The organism is Nocardioides gilvus (assembly GCF_003194605.1).
Classification (GTDB): domain Bacteria; phylum Actinomycetota; class Actinomycetes; order Propionibacteriales; family Nocardioidaceae; genus Nocardioides; species Nocardioides gilvus.
On sequence record NZ_QHKY01000003.1, the window covers coordinates 128,703 to 155,430 of the forward strand.

Annotated in this window: 23 protein-coding genes; 5 read left to right on the forward strand and 18 right to left on the reverse strand. The window is 69.3% G+C overall.

From position 1 onward, the window contains the following. Positions 1 to 6: 6 nt before the first annotated feature. The gene (locus DNK52_RS09560; protein ID WP_110240781.1) at positions 7 to 1,002 is read right to left on the reverse strand and encodes a stage II sporulation protein M; all 996 of its coding nucleotides are present in this window, start codon (positions 1,000 to 1,002) and stop codon (positions 7 to 9) included. A gap of 23 nt (positions 1,003 to 1,025) precedes the next feature. Between DNK52_RS09560 and DNK52_RS09565 the strand changes: the two genes are divergently transcribed. Continuing rightward, entirely contained in the window at positions 1,026 to 1,865 is an 840-nt protein-coding gene (locus DNK52_RS09565) for an RDD family protein (RefSeq protein ID WP_239455481.1), read from the forward strand. Here DNK52_RS09565 and trmB read toward each other — a convergent pair. The 8 genes from trmB to DNK52_RS09605 form a co-directional block, all read right to left on the reverse strand. After that, positions 1,837 to 2,559: a tRNA (guanosine(46)-N7)-methyltransferase TrmB gene (gene trmB / locus DNK52_RS09570; RefSeq protein WP_110240782.1), complete on the reverse strand. Its 723-nt coding sequence runs from the start codon at positions 2,557 to 2,559 to the stop codon at positions 1,837 to 1,839. The genes DNK52_RS09565 and trmB overlap by 29 nt on opposite strands. Positions 2,560 to 2,580: 21 nt before the next feature. Continuing rightward, complete coding sequence (gene ilvA, locus DNK52_RS09575; protein WP_204163475.1) at positions 2,581 to 3,846, reverse strand: threonine ammonia-lyase IlvA; 1,266 nt, start codon at positions 3,844 to 3,846, stop codon at positions 2,581 to 2,583. Between the two features lie 113 nt (positions 3,847 to 3,959). Then, entirely contained in the window at positions 3,960 to 5,153 is a 1,194-nt protein-coding gene (gene tuf / locus DNK52_RS09580) for an elongation factor Tu (protein WP_110240783.1), read from the reverse strand. 66 nt (positions 5,154 to 5,219) lie between these two features. After that, positions 5,220 to 7,337, reverse strand: coding sequence for an elongation factor G (gene fusA, locus DNK52_RS09585; RefSeq protein ID WP_110240784.1), 2,118 nt, complete (start codon positions 7,335 to 7,337; stop codon positions 5,220 to 5,222). 78 nt (positions 7,338 to 7,415) lie between these two features. Further along, on the reverse strand, positions 7,416 to 7,886 hold the full coding sequence (rpsG, locus tag DNK52_RS09590) for a 30S ribosomal protein S7 (RefSeq protein ID WP_110240785.1): 471 nt from the start codon (positions 7,884 to 7,886) through the stop codon (positions 7,416 to 7,418). Next, positions 7,886 to 8,257 carry a 30S ribosomal protein S12 gene (rpsL, locus tag DNK52_RS09595; RefSeq protein WP_010831695.1) on the reverse strand — a complete coding sequence of 124 codons (372 nt, stop codon included), beginning with the start codon at positions 8,255 to 8,257 and terminating at the stop codon, positions 7,886 to 7,888. Before rpsL ends, rpsG begins: the two co-directional genes overlap by 1 nt. Before the next feature lie 151 nt (positions 8,258 to 8,408). Continuing rightward, complete coding sequence (locus tag DNK52_RS09600; protein ID WP_110240786.1) at positions 8,409 to 9,671, reverse strand: MFS transporter; 1,263 nt, start codon at positions 9,669 to 9,671, stop codon at positions 8,409 to 8,411. A gap of 196 nt (positions 9,672 to 9,867) precedes the next feature. After that, positions 9,868 to 11,370 (reverse strand): NCS2 family permease, encoded by a 1,503-nt coding sequence (locus DNK52_RS09605; protein WP_110240787.1) that lies wholly within the window; start codon positions 11,368 to 11,370, stop codon positions 9,868 to 9,870. A gap of 67 nt (positions 11,371 to 11,437) precedes the next feature. On the opposite strand from DNK52_RS09605, the gene DNK52_RS09610 reads away from it, so the two are divergent. Next, the gene (locus tag DNK52_RS09610; protein ID WP_239455482.1) at positions 11,438 to 11,812 is read left to right on the forward strand and encodes a DUF2530 domain-containing protein; all 375 of its coding nucleotides are present in this window, start codon (positions 11,438 to 11,440) and stop codon (positions 11,810 to 11,812) included. A 47-nt stretch (positions 11,813 to 11,859) separates the two neighbouring features. Here the strand turns inward: DNK52_RS09610 and DNK52_RS09615 are convergent, their stop codons facing one another. The 4 genes from DNK52_RS09615 to DNK52_RS09630 all read right to left on the reverse strand — a co-directional run bounded on the left by DNK52_RS09615 (position 11,860) and on the right by DNK52_RS09630 (position 15,367). Next, positions 11,860 to 12,642 carry a DUF3027 domain-containing protein gene (locus DNK52_RS09615; RefSeq protein ID WP_239455483.1) on the reverse strand — a complete coding sequence of 261 codons (783 nt, stop codon included), beginning with the start codon at positions 12,640 to 12,642 and terminating at the stop codon, positions 11,860 to 11,862. Between the two features lie 56 nt (positions 12,643 to 12,698). Then, positions 12,699 to 13,094 carry a cold-shock protein gene (locus tag DNK52_RS16435; RefSeq protein WP_110240789.1) on the reverse strand — a complete coding sequence of 132 codons (396 nt, stop codon included), beginning with the start codon at positions 13,092 to 13,094 and terminating at the stop codon, positions 12,699 to 12,701. A gap of 80 nt (positions 13,095 to 13,174) precedes the next feature. Continuing rightward, positions 13,175 to 14,554, reverse strand: a complete 1,380-nt coding sequence (locus tag DNK52_RS09625) for an FHA domain-containing protein (protein ID WP_110240790.1) — start codon at positions 14,552 to 14,554, stop codon at positions 13,175 to 13,177. A 42-nt stretch (positions 14,555 to 14,596) separates the two neighbouring features. Then, on the reverse strand, positions 14,597 to 15,367 hold the full coding sequence (locus DNK52_RS09630) for a PP2C family protein-serine/threonine phosphatase (protein WP_110240791.1): 771 nt from the start codon (positions 15,365 to 15,367) through the stop codon (positions 14,597 to 14,599). A 62-nt stretch (positions 15,368 to 15,429) separates the two neighbouring features. Between DNK52_RS09630 and DNK52_RS09635 the strand changes: the two genes are divergently transcribed. Continuing rightward, a complete protein-coding gene (locus tag DNK52_RS09635; protein ID WP_110240792.1) occupies positions 15,430 to 17,751 on the forward strand; it encodes a helicase-associated domain-containing protein in 2,322 nt (773 codons plus the stop codon). Between the two features lie 49 nt (positions 17,752 to 17,800). After that, on the forward strand, positions 17,801 to 19,444 hold the full coding sequence (locus DNK52_RS09640) for a DNA repair helicase XPB (protein ID WP_110240793.1): 1,644 nt from the start codon (positions 17,801 to 17,803) through the stop codon (positions 19,442 to 19,444). Between the two features lie 41 nt (positions 19,445 to 19,485). Here DNK52_RS09640 and DNK52_RS09645 read toward each other — a convergent pair whose 3' ends face one another. The 3 genes from DNK52_RS09645 to DNK52_RS09655 form a co-directional block, all read right to left on the reverse strand. Then, positions 19,486 to 20,208, reverse strand: coding sequence for a GntR family transcriptional regulator (locus DNK52_RS09645; RefSeq protein ID WP_110240794.1), 723 nt, complete (start codon positions 20,206 to 20,208; stop codon positions 19,486 to 19,488). A 72-nt stretch (positions 20,209 to 20,280) separates the two neighbouring features. Next, positions 20,281 to 22,809 (reverse strand): ABC transporter permease, encoded by a 2,529-nt coding sequence (locus DNK52_RS09650; RefSeq protein WP_110240795.1) that lies wholly within the window; start codon positions 22,807 to 22,809, stop codon positions 20,281 to 20,283. A 3-nt stretch (positions 22,810 to 22,812) separates the two neighbouring features. After that, positions 22,813 to 23,598, reverse strand: a complete 786-nt coding sequence (locus tag DNK52_RS09655) for an ABC transporter ATP-binding protein (protein WP_110240796.1) — start codon at positions 23,596 to 23,598, stop codon at positions 22,813 to 22,815. 95 nt (positions 23,599 to 23,693) lie between these two features. Between DNK52_RS09655 and DNK52_RS09660 the strand changes: the two genes are divergently transcribed. Further along, complete coding sequence (locus DNK52_RS09660) at positions 23,694 to 24,305, forward strand: alpha-ketoglutarate-dependent dioxygenase AlkB (protein WP_110240797.1); 612 nt, start codon at positions 23,694 to 23,696, stop codon at positions 24,303 to 24,305. 6 nt (positions 24,306 to 24,311) lie between these two features. Here the strand turns inward: DNK52_RS09660 and DNK52_RS09665 are convergent, their stop codons facing one another. Together DNK52_RS09665 and DNK52_RS09670 are read right to left on the reverse strand one after the other, a co-directional pair. Continuing rightward, on the reverse strand, positions 24,312 to 24,872 hold the full coding sequence (locus tag DNK52_RS09665; RefSeq protein WP_110240798.1) for a LemA family protein: 561 nt from the start codon (positions 24,870 to 24,872) through the stop codon (positions 24,312 to 24,314). A 66-nt stretch (positions 24,873 to 24,938) separates the two neighbouring features. Beyond that, on the reverse strand, positions 24,939 to 26,684 hold the full coding sequence (locus DNK52_RS09670; protein ID WP_162598711.1) for a DUF2207 domain-containing protein: 1,746 nt from the start codon (positions 26,682 to 26,684) through the stop codon (positions 24,939 to 24,941). Between the last annotated feature and the right edge of the window lie 44 nt (positions 26,685 to 26,728).

A 26,728-nucleotide genomic window follows, 5' to 3' on the forward strand; every position in this document is an offset into this window, starting at 1 on the left:
ACTGACTCAGGCCTGGGTGGCGACGCGGTCCTCCAGGAACCGCGCGTCGATATCACCGGTGGCGCCGGCCGCGCAGGCGCGTCGACCGACCACGAAGACATACACCAGGAAGAGCAGCTCGACGACCACGCCGATGCCGACCCGTGCCCACGTCGGCAGGGCGGACGGGGTGACGAAACCCTCGACCAGACCGCTCACGAAGAGCACGGCGACCAGGCCGAGCGCCACCGTGCCGGCCGTACGCCCCTCCCGCGCGAGCGCCTGGGTGCGACTCCGTGGGCCGGGGTCGATCCATGACCAGAAGAGTCGCAGTCCCACCCCCGCGGCCACGAAGACGGCCGTCAGCTCGAGCAGGCCGTGCGGCAGCAGCAGACCCCAGAAGTGCGCCCCGTGGTCGTTGCGGATCATGATCGAGCCGATGACCGCCAGGTTGGCCATGTTCTGGAAGAGCAACCAGAAGATGGGGACCCCCAGGATGCCCAGGGCCAGACAGAGCGCGGTCACCCACGCGTTGTTCACCCACACCTGCGCCGCGAAGTGCGAGGCGGCGTACTCGGAGTAGTAGTTCTCGAAGTCGTGGGAGACCAGTTGGTCGATCTCCTCACGCGTCAGCAGCTGTTGCTCCACAGCCGGGTTGTCGAGGAGCCAGAGGATCATCACCGCCGTGACCACGACGTTGGCGGCCAGGGTCGCCAGCCACCACCACCGGAGTCGGTAGAGCGCGGCGGGGAAGCGCTCGGTGAAGAAGACGGCGACACCGTGCCAGGTGCTCGTGCGGGTGCCGAGTCCGCGGGTCCGGGCGCGAGCCAGCAGCGAGGAGAGGTAGGTGATCACTCCGGCGTCCGGGGCTGACGCACGCACCACCGACAGGTGCGTGGCGACCTCTTGGTACAGGTCCATCAACTCGTCGCTGGCGGCCCCGTCGAGGCGACGGCGACGCGTCAGCGCCTCGAGTCGCTGCCATTCGGCGTGGTGCGCGAGCACGTAGGCGTCCAGATCCACGGACCCACCCTAGGGGAACCCCTATGCTGATTCCCGCCATGCAGCCGACCTCGGACCACGCCTCCCTCACTGCCGACGACACCGTCACCGGTGAGGCCGTCGCCTTCGACCTGCCGGCCGCCGGGATCGGGCCTCGGATGGTGGCTGGGCTCCTGGACGTGGTGCTCACGGTCGCGGTGCTGATCGGCACCCTCTTCCTCGCCGTCCTCGCGGCGTCGCAGACCGACGCCGCGCTGCTCCACGTCGCCACCATCGGCTCCGTGGTGGTCGCCCTGCTCGTCGTCCCGACCACGGTCGAGACCCTCAGCCGCGGCCGCTCGCCCGGCAAGTGGGCCATGGGTCTGCGCGTGGTCCGCGACGACGCGGGACCGATCACCGCCCAGCACGCCTTCGTCCGCGCGCTGGTCGCGGTCGTGGAGACCTACGCCCTCACCGGCGCCGGCGCCTTCTTCTCCATCCTGCTGAGTCCACGCGGCAAGAGGCTCGGCGACCACGCGGCCGGCACCTACGTCGTGCTCGAACGCGTCCGTCTGGTCCTGCCCCCACCCACGGCCATGCCGCAGCACCTGGGTCCCTGGGCGCGCGGCGCCGACATCAGCGCCCTGCCCACGCCCCTTGCCCTCGGCGTACGTCAGTTCCTGGGCCGCGCGCAGGAGCTCACTCCGGCATCGCGCGAGGAGTTGGCGCACCGGCTCGCCGCCCAGGTGGTCACCCACGTGGCCCCGCCCCCGCCGCCCGGCACGCACCCCGAGCTGTTCCTGGCTGCCGTACTGGCCGCCCGGCGCGAACGCGACGGCGCACGGTTCGAGCGCGAACGCTCCCTGCGTCAGCGACTCACTTCCGCACGTACGCCAGGTCGGTGATCGTGCGGTCCTTCGCCAGGCCCTTGCGCTCGAACTTCGTCACCGGACGCTCGGTCCAGCGCTCGACCTGCCCGCCCTCGAAGGCCGGCTCAGCATCCAGGACCTCCGCCATCTGCTCGGCGTAGGGCAGCCAGTCGGTGGCCAACCGCCACCGACCTCCCGGCGCCAGACGCTGGGCGACCAGCCGAGCGAAGTCGGCGTCGATCAGGCGACGTTTGTGGTGCTTCTTCTTGTGCCACGGATCGGGGAAGAAGGTCCAGAGCTCGGAGATGCTGTCGGGGGTGAGCACGTGCTCGATGAGCCACGCCGCATCGACCGAGCAGAAACGTACGTTGGTGGCGCCAGCCTCCGCCACCCGGGTGAGCCCGTCGGCCACGCCGGGGAGCCAGACCTCCAGGGCCAGGATGTTGACCTCGGGGTGGGCAGCGGCCAGCGCCGCCGTCGCCTCGCCGACCCCGGGACCGATCTCGACGACCAGCGGCGCCGAGCGTCCGAACCAGGCGTCCAGGTCGAAGTCCGGGTCGTCGACCGCCTCGTCCGGGATCACCCACGCCTCGTGGTGCGCGTCCCAGCCCACCGCCTGCTTCGGCGTGAACCTCGAACCGCGACGGGTGTAGCTGAGCACCTCGCGCGCGGTCCGGCCGTCCTCGAGGAGCGTGTGGTGGGGACGAGGCGGGCGCACGGAGTCAGACACGGTGGACAAGCGTACGCACCGTCAGAGGAAGAAGTCGAAGAGCGGTGACCCCGGGGGAACCTGCTCGATGGTCATCGGGCTCTCCTCCATCCGCGAGAGCAGACCAGCGAGTCGGTCGGCCCGGTCCAGCTCGAGGCCGACCAGCGCGGGGCCGGTCTCGCGGTTGTTCTTCTTGACGTACTCGAACAGCACGATGTCCTCACCCTCGCTGAGCACCTTCTCGAGGAAGTAGCGCAACGCGCCGGGCTCCTGCGGGAAGGTCACCATGAAGTAGTGACGCAGCCCCTCGTGGATCAGGGACCGCTCGAGGATCTCGGAGTAGCGGCTGACGTCGTTGTTGCCGCCCGAGACGATGCAGACCACGGCCTCGTCGGCTGGCACCTGGCCCGCCAGCTGCAGGGCGTACGCGCTGGCCAACGCTCCGGCTGGCTCCGCGATGATGCCGTCGACCTGGTAGAGCTCGAGCATCTCCGTGCAGACCGCACCCTCGACGACCGTGACGACCTCGTCGACCAGGTCGCGGATCACCTCGAACGGTCGCTGGCCGGCGACACCCACCGCAGCCCCGTCGACGAAGGTGTCGACGTGCTCCAGGGCAACCGGGCGACCGGCCTCCAGCGCCGCCGTCATGCAGGCTGCGCCAGCTGCCTCCACACCGATGATCCGTACGTGCGGGTGACGCTCGCGCAACCACACCGCCATGCCGGCGACCAGGCCACCACCGCCGACGGGGACCACGACGGTGTGCACCTTCGCGCCCTGCTCGGTTGCCTGGGCCATCACCTCCACCGCGACCGTGCCCTGTCCGAGGATGGTCTCCACGTCGTTGAACGCATGGATGAAGACCGCACCGCTCCTCTCGGCGAACTCCTTGGCGGCCGCACCTGCCTCGTCGTAGGAGGAACCGACCACCATCAGCTCCACGAACTCACCGCCCAGCGCGAGGATCCGCTGACGCTTCTGGCGCGGGGTGTTGCCCGGCACGTAGACGCGGCCCATGATGCCGAGACGGGCGCACGCGTACGCGACCCCTTGGGCGTGGTTGCCGGCCGAGGCACAGACGACCCCGCGGGCCCGCTCCGCCTCGTCCAGGCCCTGGATGGCGTGGAAGGCTCCGCGCACCTTGTAGGACCGTGCCACCTGACGGTTCTCACGCTTGAGGAGCACCCGGGCACCCACGGTCTGGCTCAACCGTGGGCTGTACTCCAGCGGAGTGGTCACCACGATGCCACTCAGCACTTCTGCTGCGGAGTCGACACCGGATGCGGTCAGCTGTTCAGAAGTCACCGACCAAGAGTAGGTCGTCGCGTCCGCATACAGCCAACGGGTTTCACCCTGGCCAGAAATGCAACACGACCCCGGACCAGAAGGTCCGGGGTCGTGTCGTGCGAATCAGAAGGTCACTTGATGATCTTCGTGACGCGGCCGGCACCAACGGTGCGGCCACCCTCGCGGATCGAGAACTTGAGGTTCTCGTCCATTGCGATGGGCTGGATGAGCTCGACAGTCATCTCCGTGTTGTCGCCGGGCATGACCATCTCGGTGCCCTCGGGGAGGGTCACGACGCCGGTCACGTCCGTCGTACGGAAGTAGAACTGCGGGCGGTAGTTGTTGAAGAACGGCGTGTGACGGCCACCCTCCTCCTTCGAGAGGATGTAGACCGAGGCCTCGAAGTCGGTGTGCGGGGTGGTGGTACCCGGCTTGACGACAACCATGCCGCGCTCGACGTCCTCGCGCTTGGTGCCACGGAGGAGCAGACCGACGTTCTCGCCAGCCTGGCCCTCGTCGAGGAGCTTGCGGAACATCTCGACACCGGTGACGGTGCTCTTCTGCGACGTCTCGCGGATGCCGATGATCTCGACCTCCTCGTTGACCTTGACGATGCCGCGCTCGATGCGACCGGTGATGACGGTTCCACGACCGGTGATCGTGAAGACGTCCTCGACGGGCATGAGGAAGGGCTTGTCGGTCTCGCGCTCCGGCTGCGGGATGTACTCGTCCACAGCGTCCATGAGCTCGCGGATCGACGCGGCCCACTTCTCGTCACCCATGAGTGCCGGGTGAGCAGCGATCTGGATGACCGGAACGTCGTCGCCCGGGAAGTCGTACTCGCTGAGGAGCTCGCGCACCTCCATCTCGACGAGCTCGATGAGCTCTTCGTCGTCGACCATGTCGCACTTGTTGAGCGCGACGACCATGGCCGGCACGCCGACCTGGCGAGCGAGCAGCACGTGCTCACGCGTCTGGGGCATGGGACCGTCGGTCGCGGCAACCACCAGGATCGCGCCGTCCATCTGCGCGGCACCGGTGATCATGTTCTTGATGTAGTCCGCGTGACCGGGGCAGTCGACGTGGGCGTAGTGACGCTTCTCGGTCTGGTACTCGATGTGAGCGATCGAGATCGTGATACCACGCTGGCGCTCTTCCGGGGCCTTGTCGATGCTGTCGAATGCCGACGCCTCGTTCAGGTCCGGGTAGGTGTCGTGCAGCACCTTGGAAATCGCCGCGGTCAGCGTCGTCTTTCCGTGGTCGATGTGACCGATGGTGCCGATGTTGACGTGCGGCTTGGTCCGCTCGAACTTCGCCTTAGCCACTGTGGGCCCTCCTGTTGGTTGTTACTTGACTCGTGATGGATGTGGTGCAGCCGAGGGTACGGACGATCACTCGCCGCGAACCTTCTTGATGATCTCGTCGGCGATGTTCGTGGGAACCTCGGCGTACGAGTCGAACTCCATCGAGTACGAAGCCTGACCTGAGGTCTTGGACCTCAGGTCGCCAACGTACCCGAACATTTCGGACAGCGGCACAAGCGCGTTGACGACCATTTCGCCGAAACGCTCTTCCTGCGCCTGAATCTGACCACGGCGGGAGTTCAGGTCCCCAATCACCGTGCCCAGGAAGGTGTCGGGAGTGGTCACCTCCACCGCGAACATGGGCTCGAGCAGCACGGCCTTCGCCATGCGAGCAGCCTCCTTGAACGCCTGGTTTCCGGCGATCTTGAACGCGAGCTCGGAGGAGTCGACGTCGTGGTACTGGCCGTCCTGGAGGGTGAACTTGACGTCCACCATCGGGAAGCCGGCGAGCACACCGAACTGCATGGCCTCACGACCACCCTGGTCGACCGACGGGATGTACTCACGCGGCACGCGACCACCGGAGACGGCGTTGACGAACTCGTAGCCGCCACCGGTGCCGGTCTCGGGGTTGATGTTCGGCTCGAGGTCGATGACGACCTTGGCGAACTGACCCGAACCACCGGTCTGCTTCTTGTGGGTGTAACCGTGACCCGCCACCTTGCGGCGAATGGTCTCGCGGTAGGCGACCTGCGGCTTGCCGACGGTGGCCTCGACGCGGAACTCGCGCTTCATCCGGTCGACGAGGATCTCCAGGTGGAGCTCGCCCATACCGGCGATGATGGTCTGACCGGTCTCTTCGTCGGTCTTGACCGTGAAGGTCGGGTCCTCGTCGGAGAGGCGCTGGATCGCGGTGCCCAGCTTCTCCTGGTCACCCTTGGTCTTCGGCTCGATGGCGACCTCGATCACCGGGGCCGGGAAGGACATCGACTCGAGGACGACCTGGTTGGCCTGGTCACACAGGGTGTGACCGGTCTTGGTGTCCTTGAGGCCCATGACGGCCACGATCTGGCCGGCGCCGACCGACGCGATCTCCTCACGCTTGTTGGCGTGCATCTGGTAGACCTTGCCGATCCGCTCCTTCTTGCCGGAGACGGGGTTGTACACGGTCGAGCCGGACTCGAGCTTGCCCGAGTAGACGCGGACGTAGATCAGCTTGCCCAGGTGCGGGTCGGAGGCGATCTTGTAGGCCAGGCCGGAGAACGGCTCGGAGTCGGCCGGCTTGCGCAGGACGATCTCGTCCTCGTGGTTCGGCTTGTGGCCCTCGATGGCGTCGATGTCGAGCGGCGACGGCAGGTAGGCGACGACGGCGTCGAGCAGGGGCTGGATGCCCTTGTTCTTGAACGCGGTGCCGCACAGGACCGGGTTGATCTTGTCGGCCAGCGTCGCGCGACGGATCGCCTGCTCCAGCTCGGCGACCGTGAAGCCGTCGTCACCGGTGTCAAGGTAGCGCTCCATGAGCTCGTCGTCGGTCTCGACGAGGGTCTCGATGAACTTCTCGCGCCACTCGGCGACCATCTCGGCCATCTCGGCCGGGATCTCCTCGACCTCGTAGTCCTCGCCCATCTTGGTCTCGCCGCGCCAGGTCAGGGCACGCATGCCGACCAGGTCGACGACACCGATGAAGTCACCCTCGGCGCCGATCGGCACCTGGAGGACGAGCGGCGTGGCGTGGAGGCGGTCGATCATGGTCTGGACGACGTAGAAGAAGTCGGCGCCGGTGCGGTCGAGCTTGTTGACGAAGCACATGCGGGGCACGGCGTACTTGTTCGCCTGACGCCACACGGTCATGGTCTGGGGCTCAACACCTGCCACGCCGTCGAACACCGCGACAGCGCCGTCGAGGACGCGCAGCGAACGCTCGACCTCGGCGGTGAAGTCGACGTGCCCGGGGGTGTCGATGATGTTGATCTGGTGGTCCTTCCACCAGCAGGTCGTCGCGGCGGACGTGATCGTGATGCCGCGCTCCTGCTCCTGCTCCATCCAGTCCATCGTGGCGCCGCCCTCGTGGACCTCACCGATCTTGTAGGTCACACCCGTGTAGAAGAGGATGCGCTCGGTGGTGGTGGTCTTGCCGGCGTCGATGTGCGCCATGATGCCGATGTTGCGAACCTTGGTGAGGTCCGTGGTGATGTCAACGGCCACTGAAAGTCAGTTCCTTACGAAGTGGGGCGGTTGGTGGGTGCGGAGCGCGCACCGCGATGCGGTGTGCGCCCCGACAAGTCACCAGCGGTAGTGAGCGAAGGCCTTGTTCGACTCGGCCATCTTGTGGGTGTCCTCGCGCTTCTTCACAGCGGCACCGAGGCCGTTGCTCGCGTCGAGGATCTCGTTCATCAGACGCTCCGCCATGGTCTTCTCGCGGCGGTCAGCGGCGTAGCCGACGAGCCAGCGCAGAGCCAGCGTCGTGCTGCGGTTCGCCTTGACCTCGATCGGGACCTGGTAGGTCGCGCCACCGACGCGGCGGGACTTGACCTCGAGGGCGGGCTTGACGTTGTCGAGCGCGCGCTTGAGGGTCAGCACCGGGTCGGTGCCGGTCTTCTCACGGCAACCTTCGAGGGCGGTGTACACGATGCGCTGGGCAACCTGCTTCTTGCCGTCCTGGAGGACCTTGCTGACCAGCTGGGTGACGATCTGCGAACCGTAGACCGGGTCGACGTCGAGCGGGCGCTTCGGGGCGGGACCCTTGCGAGGCATTACTTCTCCTTCTTCGCGCCGTAGCGGCTGCGGGCCTGCTTGCGGTTCTTGACACCCTGGGTGTCGAGCGTGCCGCGAATGATCTTGTAGCGGACACCGGGAAGGTCCTTCACCCGGCCGCCGCGGACGAGCACGATGGAGTGCTCCTGGAGGTTGTGACCCACGCCCGGGATGTAGGCGGTGACCTCGACGCCACTCGACAGGCGCACACGGGCGACCTTGCGGAGAGCGGAGTTCGGCTTCTTCGGGGTGGTGGTGTAGACGCGGGTGCAGACGCCACGGCGCTGCGGCGAACCCTTGAGGGCAGGCGTCTTGCTCTTGGACACCTTGTCCTGGCGGCCCTTGCGGACCAACTGCTGAATGGTGGGCACCTTGGTGGTTCCCCTTCTTTTTTGACTCACGGCCGGACACGGTGTCCAACTCGGGGTGGTACTCGTAGCTCTTGTGCCTTGAACCGCGCTGCGCCCGAGCCGGAAGACGTCAGGGCACGCGCATGTGACTGGATGTGCCAGACACGGAAACTCAGGCTACTTGCTCTCTTGCACGAGGGTCAAAATGGGGCTGACGGCGACCTTCGAGCCACTGGTGCACGCCGACCGCGGCGACGACTCCGACGACCGTCAGACCTCCCCCGAGCAGCAGTGTCCACCGCGCACCCAGGACCTCGCCGATCCAACCGAGGAATGGAGCCCCGAGCGGCGTACCACCCATCATCACCATCAGGTAGAGGGCCATCACCCGCCCTCGCACGCTCGCCTTGGTGTTGAGTTGCATGTACGTGTTGGCGCTGGTGATCAGGGTCAGGGCCGAGAGCCCGAGCACCGGACAGAGCAGCGCAAAGGTCACGTAGCTGGGCGCCAGGCCCGCCACCGTGACCGCGGTGCCGAACGTCACGGCTGCCAGCGACAGCGTACGCAGCGACGTGACCTCGCGACGGGCCGCGACCAGCGCCCCGGCCAGCGAGCCGATCGCCAGGAACGAACCCAGCAGCCCGTACTCGCTGGCGCCCTTGTCGAAGACCTCGGTCGCCATCAGGGCGGACGTCATCTGGAAGTTCAACCCGAAGGTGCCGGCGAAGAAGACCACCGCCAGGACCAGCAGGAGGTCCGGGCGCCGGCGTACGTAGCCCAGGCCTTCACGTACCGCGCGCAGGCCGCGGGTGGCGGACCTGAGAGGGATCTGCAGCTGGGTCTCGTCGAGCAGCTGCAGCGCCAGGACCGGCGCGACGTAGGAGACGGCGTTGAGCAGGATCACCCATCCGGTGGCCTGCGCGCCGCCACCCCACGCGGCGATCAGCAGTCCGGCGAGGCCGGGGCCGACCAGACGGGCTGCGTTGAAGGAGGCGGAGTTGAGGCCGACCGCGTTGGTGAGGTCTTCGGGCGCGACCATCTCCGAGACGAAGGCGTGCCGGGCGGGGGCGTCGAGCGCGGAGGCCACCCCCAGCACCAGGGCCAGCACGTAGACGTGCCAGATCTGGGCGCTGCCGGTGACGGCCAGCAGTCCCAGGACCAACGCCGGGACGGCCATCGCGATGTTGGTCAACTGCAACAGACGGTGCTTGGGCATCCGGTCGGCCACCAGACCTGCGAAGGGCCCGAGCAGCAGGGCCGGCAGGAACTGCAGCCCGGTGGTGATCCCGAGCGCCGCGGCGCTGTTGGCGCTGAGCACCAGGACCAACCAGTCCTGGGCGATGCGCTGCATCCAGGTGCCGGTGTTGGAGACGACCCCGCCAGCTGCGTACAGGCGGTAGTTGGGGTTGGACAGGGAACGGAACGTGGGACTCAAGGTGGGGCGATCAGTCTTTCTGCGCCGAGCGTGGGGTGGGACGGCTCGGGACGGCGCGGTCCTCTCCGCAGCCGGGAACGGACGCGGAGGAGCTCGGTGGTTCAAGGCTCCACAGGCTCGTTTTGTTCCCACCAAGCGCTCGAGGGCCCGTCGCTGGCGCGACGGACCCTCGAACGGAACAGCTGTGACCGACGGGTCAGTTCACCCAGCCGCTGATCGGCGTGTAGGCGAAGTAGACGACGAAGAGCACCGCGACCAGCCACAGGAGCGGGTGGATGTCCTTCACCTTGCCGACGACCAGCTTGATCAGCACGAAGGTGATGAAGCCCGCACCGATACCGGCCGAGATCGAGTACGTGAACGGCATCACGACGATGGTCAGGAAGGCCGGGATGGCCAGCTCGACGTCACGCCAGTCGATCTCGGTGACCTGCTGCATCATCAGGAAACCGACGAGGACCAGCGCCGGCACGGCCGCCTCGGACGGGATCAGCGAGACCAGCGGGGTGAAGAACATGACCACCAGGAAGAGCAGACCGGTGACGATCGAGGCCAGACCGGTGCGCGCACCCTCACCGACGCCGGAGGCCGACTCGATGTAGGAGGTGTTGGAGGAGACACCGGCAGCGCCACCGGCGATCGCGGCGACGGAGTCGACGATCAGGATGCGCTGGGCGTTGGGCGGCACGCCCTCCTCGTCGTTGAGGCCCGCCTCGGCGCCGATGGCCGTCATCGTGCCCATGGTGTCGAAGAAGTCGGCGAGCAGCAGGGAGAAGACCAGCAGGATCGCCGCCAGGACACCGCCCTCGATCGAGGAGAAGGCACCGAAGAGGTTGAACTGGAAGAGGGTGGAGAAGTCCGGGAGACCGAAGAGGTCACCTTCGAGGGTCGGCGCCCGCAGCGACCATCCGCCGGGGTTCTCGGGGCTCGCGGTGCCGAAGTTGCCGATCGCCTCGGCCACCACGGCCACGACGGTGGTGATGACGATGGCGATCAGGATCGCGCCGCGCACGTTGCGCACCCACAGGGCGATCATCAGCAGGAGGCCGAGGCAGAAGATCAGCACGGGCCACCCGGTGAGGTGGCCTCCGACGCCGAGCTGGACCGGGACCGTCGTGGTGAATTCGTCAGGGATACGGGTGACCGCGCGGGCGTCGACGAAACCGACCAGCGCGATGAAGAGGCCGATACCGACCGAGATGGCGACCTTGAGCTGCTGCGGGACGGCGTGGAAGACGGCCTTGCGGAATCCGGTCATCACGAGCAGCAGGATCACGATGCCCTCGAGGACCACCAGACCCATGGCGTCCTCCCACGTGGACTGCCGCGCGATCGAGTTGGCGACGAAGGCGTTCAGGCCCAGACCCGCGGCCAGGGCCAGCGGGAAGTTGGCCGCCGCGCCCATCGCGATGGTCAGCAGACCCGCGATGAGGGCGGTGCCTGCGGCGATGGCCGCCAGACCGCTGCCGGGGTCGGCGTTCCCGCCGAGGTACATGCCCTCGGAGTCGGGGACGAACCCGAGGATCAGCGGGTTCAGGATGATGATGTAGGCCATCGTCAAGAAGGTGACGAGCCCGCCGCGCACCTCCTGCCCGACGGTCGAACGGCGTTCACTGATCTTGAAGAAGCGATCGAGCCCACCGACTGGGGGGGTCGCCTTCTGGTCCACGTCATTGCTCACGAGGCGTAATGATGGCATGAGGTTGCGGCGGTGAGGTAAGGGTTCTGTGTCAGGTGAGTTTCCTGACATTCGGTACCGTGCTCGTGTGGCCCGTTCCGAGAGTTCAGACAAGCAGTCCCGCCGGGCTTCCGGTGGGCGTCGGGCCTCTGCCCCCGTACGCCGCCCGGCCCAGCCCCGGGGCACCTTCACCGTCGCCGACGTGCAGCCCTTCGACGTCGACGGTGTACGCGCCGTGGGCATCGGGACGGTGATGTGGGGAGTCGCCTTCGTGGCCCTGCTGCCGTTCTACGGCTCGCTGAACGAGTCCGGCCGGGTCTGGTGGTTGTGGACCTGCGCGGCGGGCGTCAGCCTGGGGCTCTTCGGCCTCGAATACTGCCGCCGCAGGCGCGACCGTGACCCCAGCCCGGAGGTGGCGCCGACGCCCCCGGGGTCCGGCGCCGGGCGACGCCGACTCGTCTGAGCCGGGCCCACGGGATCAGTGAGTCCGATCCCGGCGCCGGCACGTCCTCAGAAGCGCTCGAGCTCGGGAGAGTAGCTGTCGAAGACGTGGTCCGGGATCACCAAGGGCTGCTGGGTGCGCGCGAGCTTGACCTCCGAGTGGGCACCGCAACCGTGGTCGTACGTCACCACTCGGCCGTCGTCGTTGGCGTTGCCGTTGGCGCAGACCCCGAACATGCTCGAGAGCGGACCAGCCAGTCGGACGAGGAAGCCACAGCTCCAGCACTGGTCGGGCGCAGACTTGGCGATCGGGGCGTCGGGGCCACCGCTGCCGTCGTGCCAGCGTTGTGCGGCCAGGTCGCGCCCTTCGATCGAGAGGGTCCGGACACGACCGAGACCGAGATCCGCGGCCACCGACTTCACCTGGGCCCGGGCATCGTCACCGACGTCGTCGCTCGACTCGTCGCCGAGCAGGTAGGTCGGGACCAGTCGCGGGTCGTCGTCGGTGACCGGAAGAAGGTCACCGGGCGACATGTCACCGGGCTGCAGGCGGTCCTTGTAGGGCACCCAGGCGGGAGCCACGATCGCTCCGTCGCCGGGCAGCAGGACGACCTCGTCGACGGTGACACGCTCGGCGCCGGGTGCCCGGGCGATGGTGACCGCCCAGTGCCAGCCCACGTAACCCGGGTGGGTGCAGGCGAAGACGTGGGTGAGGGCCCCTGCCTCGTCGGAGAACCAGGACCGATGCGCCCCGACCTGATCGGCGCTGACCTCCTGCAGCAGCGCCGCACGGGCCTCCTCGACGGCCTCGGCGAGGACGGAGTCGGGTGCTGCGGAAGCAATGAGGTTCACGTCGCGCATCCTCTCACGCGGGTGCGAGGGCACCCAAGGTCTGGTCGGTCAGCGTGTCAGCGGTCGAGCTCGTCGGCCAGGGCCCGCAGCAACTTGGCGGTGGGCGCAGCGGTCTTCGGCTCCGGGTGGCGGCCGTGGCGGTAGCCCTCCCCCACGTTGTCGAGCAGACGGATGAGGTCCTCGACGATGGCGACCATCTCCTCGGGCTTCTTGCGGTTCGCGTTGCGCTGGTTGCGGCTCACCGAGGCGGGCGCGTCGAGCAGTCGCACCTGCAGGGCCTGCTCGCCGCGGCGACCCTGGGCGATGCCGAACTCGACCCGGGCGCCGTTCTTGAGGGTCTTCAGGCCTTCGGGCAGCGCATCGGCGTGCACGTAGACGTCCGGCCCGCCGTCGTGGGACAGGAAGCCGAAGCCCTTCTCGGTGTCGAACCACTTCACCTTGCCAGTGGGCACTCTTCACACTCTCCTCGCGCAGCCGCGGCGTGTGCCACGGGACGTGGTGAACCTTATGACCTGACTCCGAGGCTGGCCACTCAGCCCTGGTCGACGTGGATCCGCACGCCGTCGCCGAGGTCGATCACCGCACCGGGCAGCAGCACCACCGGGGCGCCGGGGCGCAACTCCTCGGGCCCCAACCCGGGCTGGGTGAGGACGGTGCCGTTGGTTGAGCCGAGGTCGGTGACCAGGGCTGTACCGCTGTCGACCCCGTGACCGGGACGGATCTCGAGATGGCTGCTGGAGACCTCCTGCTGCGGGCTGGGGACCGTGACCAGGGTCGCCCCGGCGCTGCCGGACCGAGCAGCAGGAGCCCGACCGATCACCAGGGGGCGATCCACCGCGAGGCTCGGACCGTGACTGAAGCGCAGCCGTACGACTCCTCCGGACGGTCGCGACGTCGACGTCGACGCCGGCTCAGGACGAGACTGCGTCGCGACGTCGGGCTCGGCCGCCAGCCCCAGGAGGGTCAGCCCGGAGAGCTCGACCGCGGGCAGGTGGGTGGTGATCTCCTCCTGCCACTCCGGGACAGGGGTGGAGACCGGCGTCGGCGGCGCCGGGTCAGCCTGCTCCGGGGGCGTAGCCGATGGCGTGCTCGGGGGCGTGGCAGAGGGCGTGCTCGGGGGCGTGCTCGGGGGCGTGGCAGATGGCGTGCTCGGGGGCGTCGCCGGCAGTGGAACGGGAGGCGGAACCGGAGCGACGAGTGGGACAGCCGACAACGGCGCCGTCTCCGCCTCGCGCTCGGGCGGCGCAACCGGAGGCGCCGTCGAGGAGACGACGTTGACCCGTACCGCCTCCTCGGCCTCCTCCCTCGGCTCTGACGGCGAGGGTTCACTGCGCACGCGCTTGCCCAGCACGATCGGCCGCTCGGCCCTCGGGGCCTCGGTCACGGGGCCGGGGTCGGGGTCGGGGTCGGGGTCCTTCGCCATCGGCACTTCCGAGAGCTCAACAGGCACAGAGGCCGGGGGCGCGGGCACACTGCCCCACACGACCTCCCCGACCCGGCAGAGTCCGGGCTGCACGGCGAACCCGGTGGCGGGAGCGAGCCGGTCGTGGCCCGGCAGGACCACTCGCAGCGCCACGATCCCGACGAAGTCGTCCTCGGCCCACAGCCGACCTGCGGCCTGCACCTGCACCTGCCCCTCGGCGGTCCACGCCGTCAGCGTGGCACCTCCTCGCACCAGGACCCGGACCCGGCCTTCGTCCCCCGCCTCGACCACCACGAAGTCGTCGAGCGTGGAGAGCCCTTCGGCCAGCAACGCGTCGAGCAACCTCTCGACACCTGCGCCGTCGTCGACCAGGCTCCACCACCGCAGCGCCCGGTCCCGCTCGGCGCCGGGCACCAGCAGGGTCAGGGAGTCGCCGAACACCCCGATCCACTGGCCGGGACGACCTTCCCTCACGCTGACCTGCTGCATGATCGCTCCTGCTGTCTCCACTGGCGCCGGCTCGTTCCTACTTCATCCCATCACATCGACCACGACGACCGAAACGTTGTCCGTGCCGCCTGCAGCCAGGGCTGCGGCCACCAAGGAGTCCGCCACCTCCTGCGGTGCGCCCGAGCCTCCGGCAAGGGCCGCCATCGAGTCGTCGTCGAGGAGCCCGCTGACACCGTCACTGCACAGCAGCAGCCGAGGGGCGCGCGCGACCGGGAGCTCGAAGAAGTCCGGCTCGGGCAGGTCCACGGCGCTGAGCGCTCGCGTGATGACGTGACGTTCGGGGTGGACCGACGCCTCGGCGGCGGTGATCTGCCCGGCGTCGACGAGTTGCTGGACCACCGAGTGGTCCCGGGTGACCTGGGTGAGGGCATCTGCGGTGGCCACGTACGCCCGGGAGTCGCCGATGTTGGCCACCAGCCAGGTGGCTCCCTGGGGACCGGGGACGAGGAGCGCTGCGACGACAGTCGTCCCGGCGTGACCGATCCGCGCCTCCTGGGCATGTCGCTCGACGTGGTCGCGCAGTCTGGAGTGAGCGCGTACGAGGCACTCCACGATCGCGTCCCGGCCCGTGCGCGCAGTGAAGTCACCCTCGCGGAGGGTCTCGAACTCCTCGACCACGATCCGGCTCGCCACGTCTCCCCCGGCGTGCCCACCCATGCCGTCGGCCACCACCACGACAGGAGGGGCGACGAGCAGCGAGTCCTCGTTGACCGCACGGACGAGCCCCACGTGGGTGGTCGCGCCCTGGGCCCAGGCAGGTGACCACGGGCGGGACCACGGTGGCGTTGACATGCGAGACGTCCTGTCGTTGGCTCCGCCCTCCGGGAAGAGGGTTGCCGAGTAGCGTAGGAGGGATGTCCGACACCGCGCACCGTCCGCCCCTGTCCCAAGGTGTGTCCCAGGGTGCGGTCCGGCCTGCCCGCACGCTCGCCGAGCACCTGCGTACGTGGTCGGACGAGCGTCTCTCCGCACTGTTGCGAGCCAGGCCGGACCTGACCACCCCGGCTCCCCACGACTCCTCGCAGGTGGCTTCCCGCGCTGGCACCCGTGCGTCGGTCCAGCGGGCACTGGACGACCTCACCACGCTCGAGCTGGCCGTCCTGGACGCGTGCGTCGTGCTCGGTCACGCGAGCCGGGAGGAGACCGTCGCCGCCGTCCACGGCGACCCCGTACGCGTCTCCGCGGCCCTGGACCACCTGATCGACCTGGCCCTGGTCTGGGAGTCACCGGGAGGCGTGCGCGCCCTGAGCGGGGTGGCGGACTTGCTGCGCGGCGACCTCGCGTCCGGGGTGAGCGGGCTTCGGCCGGTGCTCCCCCACGCCCTGAGCCGGACGGAGGCTGTGGAACGGGTCGCCCGACTCTCCGCCCCGGCGCGCGGACTGCTGGAGCACGTCGCCGACTCCGGCGGTGAGGCCACCAGTGGGCGGGCTCGCACCCCGCACCGGCCCGAGGACGCCACCACCCCCGTCGAGGAGGTGCTGGCCCATGGCCTCCTGGTGCCCACGCAGAACGGCGCCCTGCACCTCCCCGGCCAGGTCGGGTTGGCGCTGCGCGGCGGCCACACCACCAGGTTGCCGGTCGACGACCTGCCCGAGCTCGCCGTGACCGCACGCGACCCCGCCCTGGTCGACCGGGTCGCCGCCGGGGCGGCCTTCGAGGCCGTACGTCGCCTCGAGTTGCTGCTGGACCACTGGGGCCAGCACCCGCCCACGGTGCTGCGCAGCGGCGGCCTCGCCGTACGCGACCTCAAGGCGGTGGTGGACGAGCTGCACGTCGACGCCCACCAGGCGGCCCTGCTCCTCGAGGCAGCCGTGGCCGCTGACCTGCTCGCCGAGGGGCACGACGCCGACGGGGTCGCCGCCTGGCTGCCCACCCACGCCTTCGACGCCTGGTCGGAGAGCCCGCCTGCAGAGCGTTGGACGGCCCTGGTGCGGGGTTGGTTCACCACCACCCGGTTGCCCGGCCTGGTCGGTCGCAAGGACGCCAGCGGCAAGACCCGCAACGCCCTGGCGCCGGACGCCTCGAGCCAGTTCGCCCCCGAGGCGCGTGACCACGCGCTTCGCCAGCTCGCAGCCCTGCCCCCGGGCGGCGCACTGGCGAGCGGCACCGGCCTGCCCTCGCTCGTCGAACGCCTGCGGTGGCTGCGCCCACGCCGGCCCGTCACCCGTGACGAGATGGTCGGGTGGGCGGTGCAGGAGGCGGCAATGCTGGGCCTGACCGGGCTCGACGCACTGGCCTCGTACGCCCGGGAGGTCGTCGCGGGCGACCTCGACGCTGCTGCGGACCAACTGGCCCCGCTCCTGCCCACCCCGGTCGCCCACCTGCTCGTCCAGGCCGACCTCACCGCCGTCGCGCCGGGTCCCCTGGCCGGCGACCTGGCCCGCACCCTGCACCTGCTCGCCGACGTCGAGTCGCGTGGCGGCGCCACCGTCTACCGCTTCACCACCGGTTCACTGCGCCGGGCCCTGGACGCCGGGTGGGGCGCCGAGGAGATCCACGACTTCCTCGCCTCGATCTCCCGGACCCCGATCCCCCAGCCGCTCACCTACCTGGTCGACGACGTCGTGCGCACCTTCGGCAGTGTCCGGGTCGGCCACGCGGAGTCGTTCCTGCGGGCCGACGACGCCCAGGCCATCACCGAGCTGCTCCACCACCCCAAAGTGGCCCAGCTCGAGCTGCGCCGGATCGCGCCGACGGTGCTCGTCTCGAGCCTGCCCGTCGACCTCCTGCTCCCCCGGCTGCGCGAGCTCGGCACCGCGCCGGTGGTGGAGGCGCCCGACGGGACGGTGCACGTGGCGCGGCGCCACCTGCTGCGCACCCGGACCCCGCGCCCGACACCGGTCCCTGCCGTCGCCCGGGCGCGCGACACCGCTCGGGTGAGCGCGGTGCTGGCCGCCGTTCGCGCGGGCGACCGGGCCGCGGCCAGCGCGCCGGCCCGACCCGCCGTCGCGACCACGCCGATCACCGCCCTGGCGATGTTGCGTGAGGCGATCGAGTCGGCCACGACGGTGGTCATCGGATACGTCGACAACCACGGCACGACCACCGACCGTGTCGTCGACCCGCGCCGTCTCGAGGGCGGCCAGCTGACGGCGTACGACCACCGCACCGAGGGCCCGAAGGCCTTCGCGGTGCACCGGATCACCTCGGTCACCCCGGCTGTCGGCGACCAGTAGGCCCGGACACGTAGTCCCGGCACGTAGTCCCGACACGTAGGCTCTGGGCGTGAATGACGGCCCCCTGATCGTCCAGTCCGACAAGACCCTGTTGCTGGAGATCGACCACGAGCGTGCGCAGGAGTGCCGTCGAGCGATCGCGCCCTTCGCCGAGTTGGAGCGCTCCCCCGAGCACGTGCACACCTACCGACTCACGCCGTTGGGGTTGTGGAACGCGCGCGCCGCCGGCCACGACGCCGAAGAGGTCGTCAACACCCTGCTCACCTTCAGCCGGTACGCGGTTCCGCACGCGCTGCTGGTCGACGTCGCCGAGACGATGGCCCGCTACGGCCGACTCCGCCTGGACAAGCACCCGACGCACGGGTTGGTGCTCTCGAGCACCGACCGTCCCGTGCTCGAGGAAGTGCTGCGCGCGAAGAAGATCAAACCCATGCTCGGGGAGCGGATCGACGGCCCCGACGGTGACTCCGTCGTCGTGCACCCCTCCGAGCGCGGCAACCTCAAGCAGGCGCTGTTGAAGTTGGGGTGGCCGGCCGAGGACTGGGCCGGCTACGTCGACGGCGAGGCCCACGCGATCGACCTCGTCGAGGACGGTTGGGAGCTGCGCGACTACCAGCGCGACGCCGCCGACTCCTTCTGGCACGGCGGCTCCGGCGTCGTCGTCCTGCCCTGCGGCGCCGGGAAGACGATCGTGGGCGCCAGCGCGATGGCCCACGCCAAGGCCACCACCCTGATCCTGGTCACCAACACGGTCTCGGCACGGCAGTGGAAGGACGAGCTGCTCAAGCGGACCACGCTGACCGAGGACGAGATCGGCGAGTACTCGGGTGCGATGAAGGAGGTCCGTCCGGTCACGATCGCGACCTACCAGGTGCTCACGCTGCGCCGCAAGGGCGTCTACCCGCACCTCGACCTGCTCGACGCACGCGACTGGGGACTCATCGTCTACGACGAGGTGCACCTGCTCCCGGCCCCGATCTTCCGGATGACCGCCAATCTGCAGGCTCGTCGGCGCATCGGCCTGACCGCCACGCTGGTGCGCGAGGACGGTCGCGAGGGCGACGTCTTCTCCCTGATCGGGCCCAAGCGCTACGACGCCCCCTGGAAGGACATCGAGGCGCAGGGCTGGATCGCTCCGGCCGACTGCGTGGAGGTGCGCGTCACCCTGAGCGACTCCGAGCGACTGACGTACGCCGTGGCCGAGCCGGAGGAGAAGTACCGCCTGGCGGCCTGCACCCCCCGCAAGACCGACGTCGTACGTCGCCTCGTCGACCAGCACGCCGGGCAGCCGACCCTGGTGATCGGGCAGTACATCGACCAGCTCGACGAGTTGGCCGAGACCCTCGACGCTCCGGTGATCAAGGGTGAGACCCCGGTCAAGGAACGTCAGCGGCTCTTCGACGCCTTCCGCTCCGGTGAGCTCAGCCTGCTGGTGGTCAGCAAGGTCGCCAACTTCTCCATCGACCTGCCCTCGGCCGAGGTGGCGATCCAGGTCAGCGGCTCCTTCGGGTCACGGCAGGAGGAGGCGCAACGCCTCGGGCGGCTGCTGCGACCGAAGGACGAGGGGAAGAGCGCGCACTTCTACACGCTCGTCTCCCGCGACACCGTTGATGCCGACTTCGCCGCCAACCGGCAGCGGTTCCTGGCCGAGCAGGGCTACGCCTACCGGATCGTCGACGCGCAGGATCTCTGAGCCTCGCCCGCCGCGGCCCGCCCGACGCCCGGGCGTCCGACTCAGCGGCCGGTACCGAGCTGGAGGTGGAGGGTGAAGCGGTCGGTGCGGTAGACCGCACGGGAGACCTCGACGACCAGGTCGCCGCAGAGCGCCCGGCGAGAGACCCGGAGCACCGGGGTGGGCTCGGAGTCGGTGATCTCGAGGTGGTCGCGCTCGTCCGGCTTGGCCAGGTCGGCCTGGATCGAGTCCTCCGACCAGGTCGGGCGCAGCCCTCGCTCGGCAAGGACGGCGTACAGGCTCTCCGGCAGCGGCCCCTCCAGCAGGTGGGGAAGCACGGCGGCGTCGAAGTAGGCGTCCTGGAGACAGACCGTCTCACCCCCGGCCCGGCGGATCCGCTTCCAGTGCACCACCGTGTCACCGGACTCGATCTCTAGGGCACGGGCCACGCCGGGCCCGGCCTGCTCCGTGCGCGCGAGCAGGGTGGTGGACTCCGCGAGGTGGCCACGTCGGGCCACGGCCTCGGTGAAGCTGGCGACCTGGGCGCGCGAACGACGGGGCCGCGCGACGAAGGTGCCCCGTCCGGGCATCCGCTCCAGGAGCCCTTCGACGACCAGCGCGTCGAGTGCTTGGCGCACCGTCATCCGGGCGACGCCGAACTGGCTGACCAGCTCGCGTTCGGAGGGGGCAGGCGTGCCGGGCGCAGCGCCCTGCACGAGGCTGCGTACGTGCTCACGCACCACCACGTGCTTCAGCTCGCGCACGGTTTCGATTGCCTGTCCCACGCCTCGAACACTAGGCCGGACAAGCCCTTCACGTACTCCGAATGGGTGAACCTTCACCCGCACGCGACGGCCTCAGGCGGTGGCGATCGCAGCCAGCACGTCGAGGCGTGCAGCCTTGCGGGCGGGCAGCACTGCGGCCAGCACACCGACCAGCAGAGCCACCACACCGAAGACGATCAACTGGTCCCACGGGACCGAGATGACCTCGAGTCCTTGCTCCCGCAGGGAGTGCATCAGGGCGACCCCGAAGCCGACTCCCAACCCGATCCCGAGCAGGGCTCCGAGCAGCGCGATCACCATCGACTCGATCGTGATCATCACCCTCAACTGACCTCGACTCAACCCGATCGCACGCAGCAGGCCGATCTCGCGGGTGCGTTCGATGACCGAGAGGGCGAGGGTGTTGACGATCCCGAGCACCGCGATCAACAGGGCCAGCCCGAGGAGCGCGAAGATCATGGTGACCATCTGGTCGATGGGCTCGCGCTGTTCGGCCGCGAAGTCGGCCTGGTCCATCAGGCTGATCAGGGGCTGGTCGGCGATGACGTCGGAGAGTTGGCTCTGGCGCACGAACGACGTCTCGACGACGTCGACCATGAGCTGGCTGTCCCGGTCCTTCAGCCCGGCCGCGAGGAAGCTCTTGGGCGACGTCACCACCGGGAAGACCACGATCGGGTTGTCGACGAAGATGCCGACCACCTTCCACTCCACCGGCGTCTCGTTGACGACCAGGGAGAGCGTGTCGCCCACCGCCAGGCCCTCGTCGGCCGCGTGGCTCTCCCCGACGACCACGCGACCCTTGCCCAGGTCGGAGAGCGATCCCTCGCGCATCTCCAGACCGACCAACCCCTCGAGGCTGGTGCGCGACGCCGCGCTGATGCCCTGCTGCCACTCGTCCTCGGCTCCGTCGGCGGCCGAGGCGAAGGCGAAGCGCAGGGCAGCGATCTCCTCCACCCCGTCCACCTTGGCCATCTGGCGCGCGATCGCTGTGGAGAAGGGCTGGCCGACCACGCTGGAGACGACGTAGTCGCCTCGGAAGCTCTCCTCCAACGTCGCGTCGACGCTGGCCTTGGCCGAGTCTCCGACGATGGCCATCGTGCTGGCGAGCGCGAGGCCGATCATCAGCGCCGACGCAGTGGCCGTCGTACGCCGTGGGTTGCGCAGCGAGTTCTGACCGGCGAGGTTGCCGACAGTCCCGAGGGTGGCGGCGAAGAGCGCGCGGGCGGCGAGCAGGAACGGCTGGCTGATCACGGGACTGGCCGCGGCCACACCGAGCAGGATCGCCAGGATCCCCAGCCCCACGAACCACCCCGCCCGGGGCACGGATCCGCCCAGCCCGAGGGCGAGCATTCCACCCCCGACGACGATCGTCACCGAGCCGCCGATGAAGCGGTTGCGCAGCGAGCTCTCCGGCATCGCCACGTCGTCGCGCATCGCCTGGATCGGGGCGATCCTCGCCGTGCGTCGCGCGGGGAACCACGCCGCCGCCATGGTGACCAGCACCCCGACCAGGTAGGAGGCGATGAATGTGCGGGGCTGGAAGACCAGCGACTGGCCGGACAGGTCGAGACCGAAGTTGGAGAAGAGTGCCCTGATGCCCATCGCCATCACCACTCCGAGGGCGATGCCGACCGTCGACCCGAGCACTCCCAGCACGAAGGCCTCGAGCAGCACCGAGGAGGTGACCTGACGACGCGAGGCGCCGAGGGCACGGAAGAGCGCGAGCTCACGGCTGCGCTGGGCGACCAGGATCGAGAAGGTGTTGACGATCAGGAAGGCGCCGACGACCAGGGAGATGCCCGCGAAGATCAGCAGGAAGGTGGTGAGGAAGGAGACCGCCTTGAGCAGCGCGCTGGCCGACTCGTCGGCGACGTCGTCACCAGTGCGTGCCTCGAAGCCCTTGGGCAGCTCTTCCGCGACCAGGTCGCGCAACTCCTCCTGACTGACGCCCGGTGCGGCAGTGACCCAGGCGCTGTTGAAGCGGTCGCGTCCCTTGAGGAACTGCTGCTGCGCCGTGCGGGTGTCGAAGGCGACCCAGGTGGCCCCCGAGAAGGAGCCGCCCTCCGCGAAGTCGACGATCCCGACGAGCTCGGGGTCGAGCGCCTCCTGGGCACCGGTGACCAGGGTGACCCGCTCCCCGATCGCATATCCCGCGCGGCGGGCCGTGGTGGCGTCGAAGACCACCTCTCCGGCCTTCTCGGGCGCACGGCCCGACACCACCTCGAGCCCGACCAGTCCGTGTCCGGCCGGCGCCCCGGTCCAGTTGCTGGCCAGCGCCGGGGCGCCGTTGCCACCGATCGGCTTGTTGTTCTTGTCGATCACGAAGACGGAGGTGTCCAGCACGTTGCCGTCGGCGCGGGCCGCCCCGTCGACCTGCGCCAACTTGTCGACCAGGTCGGCGGGCAACGTACGCGTGCCCCGCTCCGCCTGAACGACGACGTCGCCGACCGTGGAGGCGAAGAGCGCCGTGAACGATCGGTTCAGCGTGTCGGAGAAGACGAGCGTGCCGGCCACGAACGCGACACCGAGCACGATCGCGAAGGTGCTCATCAACAGACGCACCTTGCGTCCGAGCAGACTCTTGAGGGCGGCGCGCAGCACTGCTCAGCCTTCGGGCGGGACGACGGTCATGCTGGTCATGATCTCCAGGACGCGCTCCCGGGTGGGGTGACGCAACTCCTCCACGACCAGCCCGTCGGCGAGGAAGATCACCCGGTCCGTGTACGCAGCCGCCACGGCGTCGTGCGTGACCATCACGATGGTCTGCTGGTGCTCGTCGACGCTGCGCCGCAGCAGGGAAAGCACCTCGGCTCCCGAGTGGGAGTCCAGGTTGCCGGTGGGCTCGTCCGCGAAGACGATGTGCGGGCGGCTGGCCAGCGCCCGGGCGACCGCGACGCGCTGCTGCTGGCCTCCGGAGAGCTCGTTCGGCTTGTGGTCGAGGCGGTCACCCAGCCCCACGGTCTTGATGACGTTGCGGTACCACCGGCGGTCGGGCTTGCGCCCGGCGATGGAGAGCGGGAGGAGGATGTTCTCCTCCGCGGTCAGGGTGGGGACGAGGTTGAAGGACTGGAAGACGAAGCCGATCTCGTCGCGTCGCAGCCGGGTCAGGGCGTCGTCGTCGAGCCGTCCGATCTCCTGGTTGCCGATCCAGACCTCACCCTCGGTGACGGAGTCCAGGGCGGCGCAGCAGTGCATCAGGGTTGACTTGCCGGAGCCACTGGGACCCATCACGGCGGTGAACTCACCAGCCTCGATGTCGAGGCTGACCCCGGCCAGGGCGTGGACCTGGGCGGTGCCGGTGCCGTACGACTTCCTGAGACCACGGACGCGCGCAGCCGGAGGGCCGAGCTCGCGAGGAGTCCCGGCCGTGTGTCCCACGGCGGCCGTCATGCCCCTACCCTCTCCTGCCGATCAAGTGCGCGTACGCCGAATGCCGGCAGGAGCACAGCATTGCAGTTCGAACAAACGTTCGATACCCTCGCACCATGCACTTCCAGTCCACCCTCTTCGCTGCGGACGATCCTGGGCCTGCCACGCTCCGCCCGGAGCGGAGCGAACTCTCCCACGGGGCCTGGGTGGACGTGCAACGCAGTTGGTTGGGCGGAGCCGACGAGGTGATGGCATCGCTGGTCGCCGACGTCCCGTGGCGGGCCGAGCAGCGGCAGATGTATGACCGAGTGGTGGCGGTGCCCCGCCTCGTCCACACGTACGGCATCGGCGCCCCCCTGCCCCATCCAGGTCTGGTGGAGGCTCGCGAGGCCCTCTCCGCCCACTACCTGCCGACGCTGGGTGAGCCGTTCGTGACGGCGGGCTGCTGCTACTACCGCGACGGCCAGGACTCGGTCGCCTGGCACGGCGACAACCTCGGCCGCGGGCGGACCCAGGACACGATGGTCGCGATCGTCTCCTTCGGCGACCCCCGTCGTCTGCTGCTCCGTCCGCGCGAGGGCGGGGCCTCCAGGGCCATCACCATGGGCCACGGAGACCTGGTGGTGATGGGTGGTTCGTGCCAACGGACGTGGGAGCACGCGGTGCCCAAGCAGGCTCACGCGGGCCCCCGCCTGTCGGTCCAGTTCCGCCCGAAGAACGTCTTCTGAGCAGAGTCAGAACTGCACCCGGGGCACCTCGCGGTTGCCCTCGGGCGCCTCGTAGAAGTCCCGTCGGGAGACGCCGGCCACCCCGGTCATGAACATCCAAGGGATCGTCTGGGTGAGGTTGTTGAGGCTGCGCACGGCGTCGTTGTAGTACTGGCGCGCAAACGAGATCTGGCTCTCCGTCTCCCCGAGTTGGCGCTGCAGGTCGAGGTAGTTGGTGTTGGCCTTCAGGTCGGGGTAGTTCTCGGCGACCGCGCTGAGGTTGACCAGGGAACGCTCGAGCGCGGCGTCGGCCGATGCCCGTGCCGCGACGTCGTCTCCGCTGGCCGCCTGCTGGACCCGCGTACGTGCGTCGGTGATCTCGTTCAGGAGACCCTTCTCGTGGGCTGCGTACCCCTTGACGGTCTCGATCAGGTTGGGCACCAGGTCGGCCCGACGCGTCAACTGGACGTCGATGCCACCGAGGGCTTCCTGGGCGCCGATGTCGGCCCGACGCAGCCGGTTGAAGCCCCAGACGAGGACGAGGGCGAGCACCGCGACGACGACGGTGGCGATGATGAGCGGGATCATGAAAGGCCTTTCGAGGATGTTGGGGACCGCGTACGCGGGTGGTCACGGCTCAGGGAGTGCGGGTCGTCACCAGGAACCTCCGCCCCCGCCACCGCCACCACCCCCGCCGGAGAAGCCGCCTCCCCCGCTCGACGAGCTGGCCTGGGTGGCTTGGTAGGTCGAGACGGCAGCGCTCACAGTGGAGGAGAAGTCGTTGACGAACGAGCTGCCCCCCGTGCCGGAACCGAAGCCCGCCATGCCGCCGAGGTAGACGGGGTCGGGCGGCTCCACCCCGACCTCGACCCGGTACTTCGCGGCCCATTCCTCGGCGCACCCGAAGACCACCGCCCAGGGCAGGTACGCGGTGTAGAGCTCCTGACGACCCGAGAACTCGAAGCGCTCCACGCTCGACGGGGTGGCCAGCACCCGACGAAAACCCCCGACCTGCGACCACAGGTGGCGTCCCGCGGTCGTCCGCTTGGTGGTGGCGCCGGAGTAGAGCACGGGGAGGACCATCGCGAAGAAGGCGCCCGGCACCAGGGCCAGCAGCGTGAAGTGGCTCCAGAGGGCCACCAGCAGGACGACGTACAGCACCAGGGCCGCTACGGCAGCGATCCCGGCGAGGCTGCCCCAGCCCGCCTTCGACAGCAGTCCCTCGTCCCGCGCCCACTTCTTGGTGGCGAGGAGGACGTCGGTCCTGGCCTTCTGTACCTTCTCGCCCGACTTCGCGTCCCGCCTGCGGACCACGAACTCCGAGCCGATCCGGGGCACCAGGGCCTGGGTCGCCGCCCAGGTGGACGGGTCGAGCTGGAGGGTGGCGGCCTCGGGACGAGCGAAGATCCGCCAGCCGTCGTCATGGCGGCTCAGATCGATGGCACCGCGCTCGGCTGCGTACATCAGGTTGGCCACGAAGCCGACGTCCGGCGTGGACTCGGTGAGGATGTAGAGCGCCTGGGCCGGGCCGATCCCGGCAGGTGGGGCGTACTGGAGGGGGAACCGGGGATCCGCCTCATGGGTGGCTGCGGCAATCCGGCGTCCGAACCAACCAGCGAAGACGGCGGCGGCCAGCACCCCCAGCGGCACCCAGGGCGCCGAGCCCAGGACCGGGCGCCAGGTCACCGACCAGGGCAGCAGGCTGTCCGCCCCGGGCGGGGCACTCGGAAGATCCACCCCGACTGTGATGGGTGTGTTGCGCGGCAGGGAGTCGGCCTGGACCGTCAGGGTCCGACCGTTGACCCCGACCGAGCAACCGTCCGTGGCTCCTGCGCCGACGGCGCACTGGACCGTCTCCGGATCGGTCGGCGACTCCGGCAGTCGCACGGTCAGCTCTGCCCGGTCGATCTCCTGCGCCCAGCCAGCGGGGACGAGGTCCCAGTAGAAGCGCGAGCCTTCCCCACTCGACAGCAGCACGTCTCGGATCGTGTACCTGATGACGTACGTGTGGTCGCCGGGCCGGAGGTGAATGTCCTCGTCGCCGATCTTGAGCGTCCGGTAGCGGCCCACCTGGGTGCTGAGCTCTTCGTACGGCTCGGCCCGACCGTCACGCGCCACGGAGATGTTGCGCGGGAGCCGGCTGGCGCGGTCCTGGTTGGGGTCGTAGGAGTCGAAGAACCGGAAGATGCCGCGCCTGCTGTCGTCGGGGAAGTGCACGACCAAGGTCTCGGTGACCTCCATGTCACCGAACTCGTCCACGTCGAAGACCGCGTTGTACTGGCGGATCCTGGTGGGCTCGTCCTGGTCTCCGGACGAGGTGCCGACGTCGTGGAAGAGCACCGGGAGCAGGGTCATGGCGCCCAGCAGGACCAGCAGCACCCACGGCATCACTCGTCCCATGGCGCCTGACCCTATCGGCGCAGCCCCCTGGCCATCGACCGTTC

What these genes read in the sequence shown, in the direction of transcription:
- DNK52_RS09655 (WP_110240796.1), bottom strand. Translation starts at nt 23,598, where the DNA reads ATGACGGCCGCCGTGGGACACACGGCCGGGACTCCTCGCGAGCTCGGC.
- DNK52_RS09670 (WP_162598711.1), bottom strand. Translation starts at nt 26,684, where the DNA reads ATGGGACGAGTGATGCCGTGGGTGCTGCTGGTCCTGCTGGGCGCCATG.
- DNK52_RS09625 (WP_110240790.1), bottom strand. Translation starts at nt 14,554, where the DNA reads ATGCAGCAGGTCAGCGTGAGGGAAGGTCGTCCCGGCCAGTGGATCGGG.
- DNK52_RS09565 (WP_239455481.1), top strand. Translation starts at nt 1,026, where the DNA reads ATGCTGATTCCCGCCATGCAGCCGACCTCGGACCACGCCTCCCTCACT.
- rpsG (WP_110240785.1), bottom strand. Translation starts at nt 7,886, where the DNA reads ATGCCTCGCAAGGGTCCCGCCCCGAAGCGCCCGCTCGACGTCGACCCG.
- DNK52_RS09630 (WP_110240791.1), bottom strand. Translation starts at nt 15,367, where the DNA reads ATGTCAACGCCACCGTGGTCCCGCCCGTGGTCACCTGCCTGGGCCCAG.
- DNK52_RS09665 (WP_110240798.1), bottom strand. Translation starts at nt 24,872, where the DNA reads ATGATCCCGCTCATCATCGCCACCGTCGTCGTCGCGGTGCTCGCCCTC.
- DNK52_RS09635 (WP_110240792.1), top strand. Translation starts at nt 15,430, where the DNA reads ATGTCCGACACCGCGCACCGTCCGCCCCTGTCCCAAGGTGTGTCCCAG.
- DNK52_RS09660 (WP_110240797.1), top strand. Translation starts at nt 23,694, where the DNA reads ATGCACTTCCAGTCCACCCTCTTCGCTGCGGACGATCCTGGGCCTGCC.
- DNK52_RS09605 (WP_110240787.1), bottom strand. Translation starts at nt 11,370, where the DNA reads ATGCCATCATTACGCCTCGTGAGCAATGACGTGGACCAGAAGGCGACC.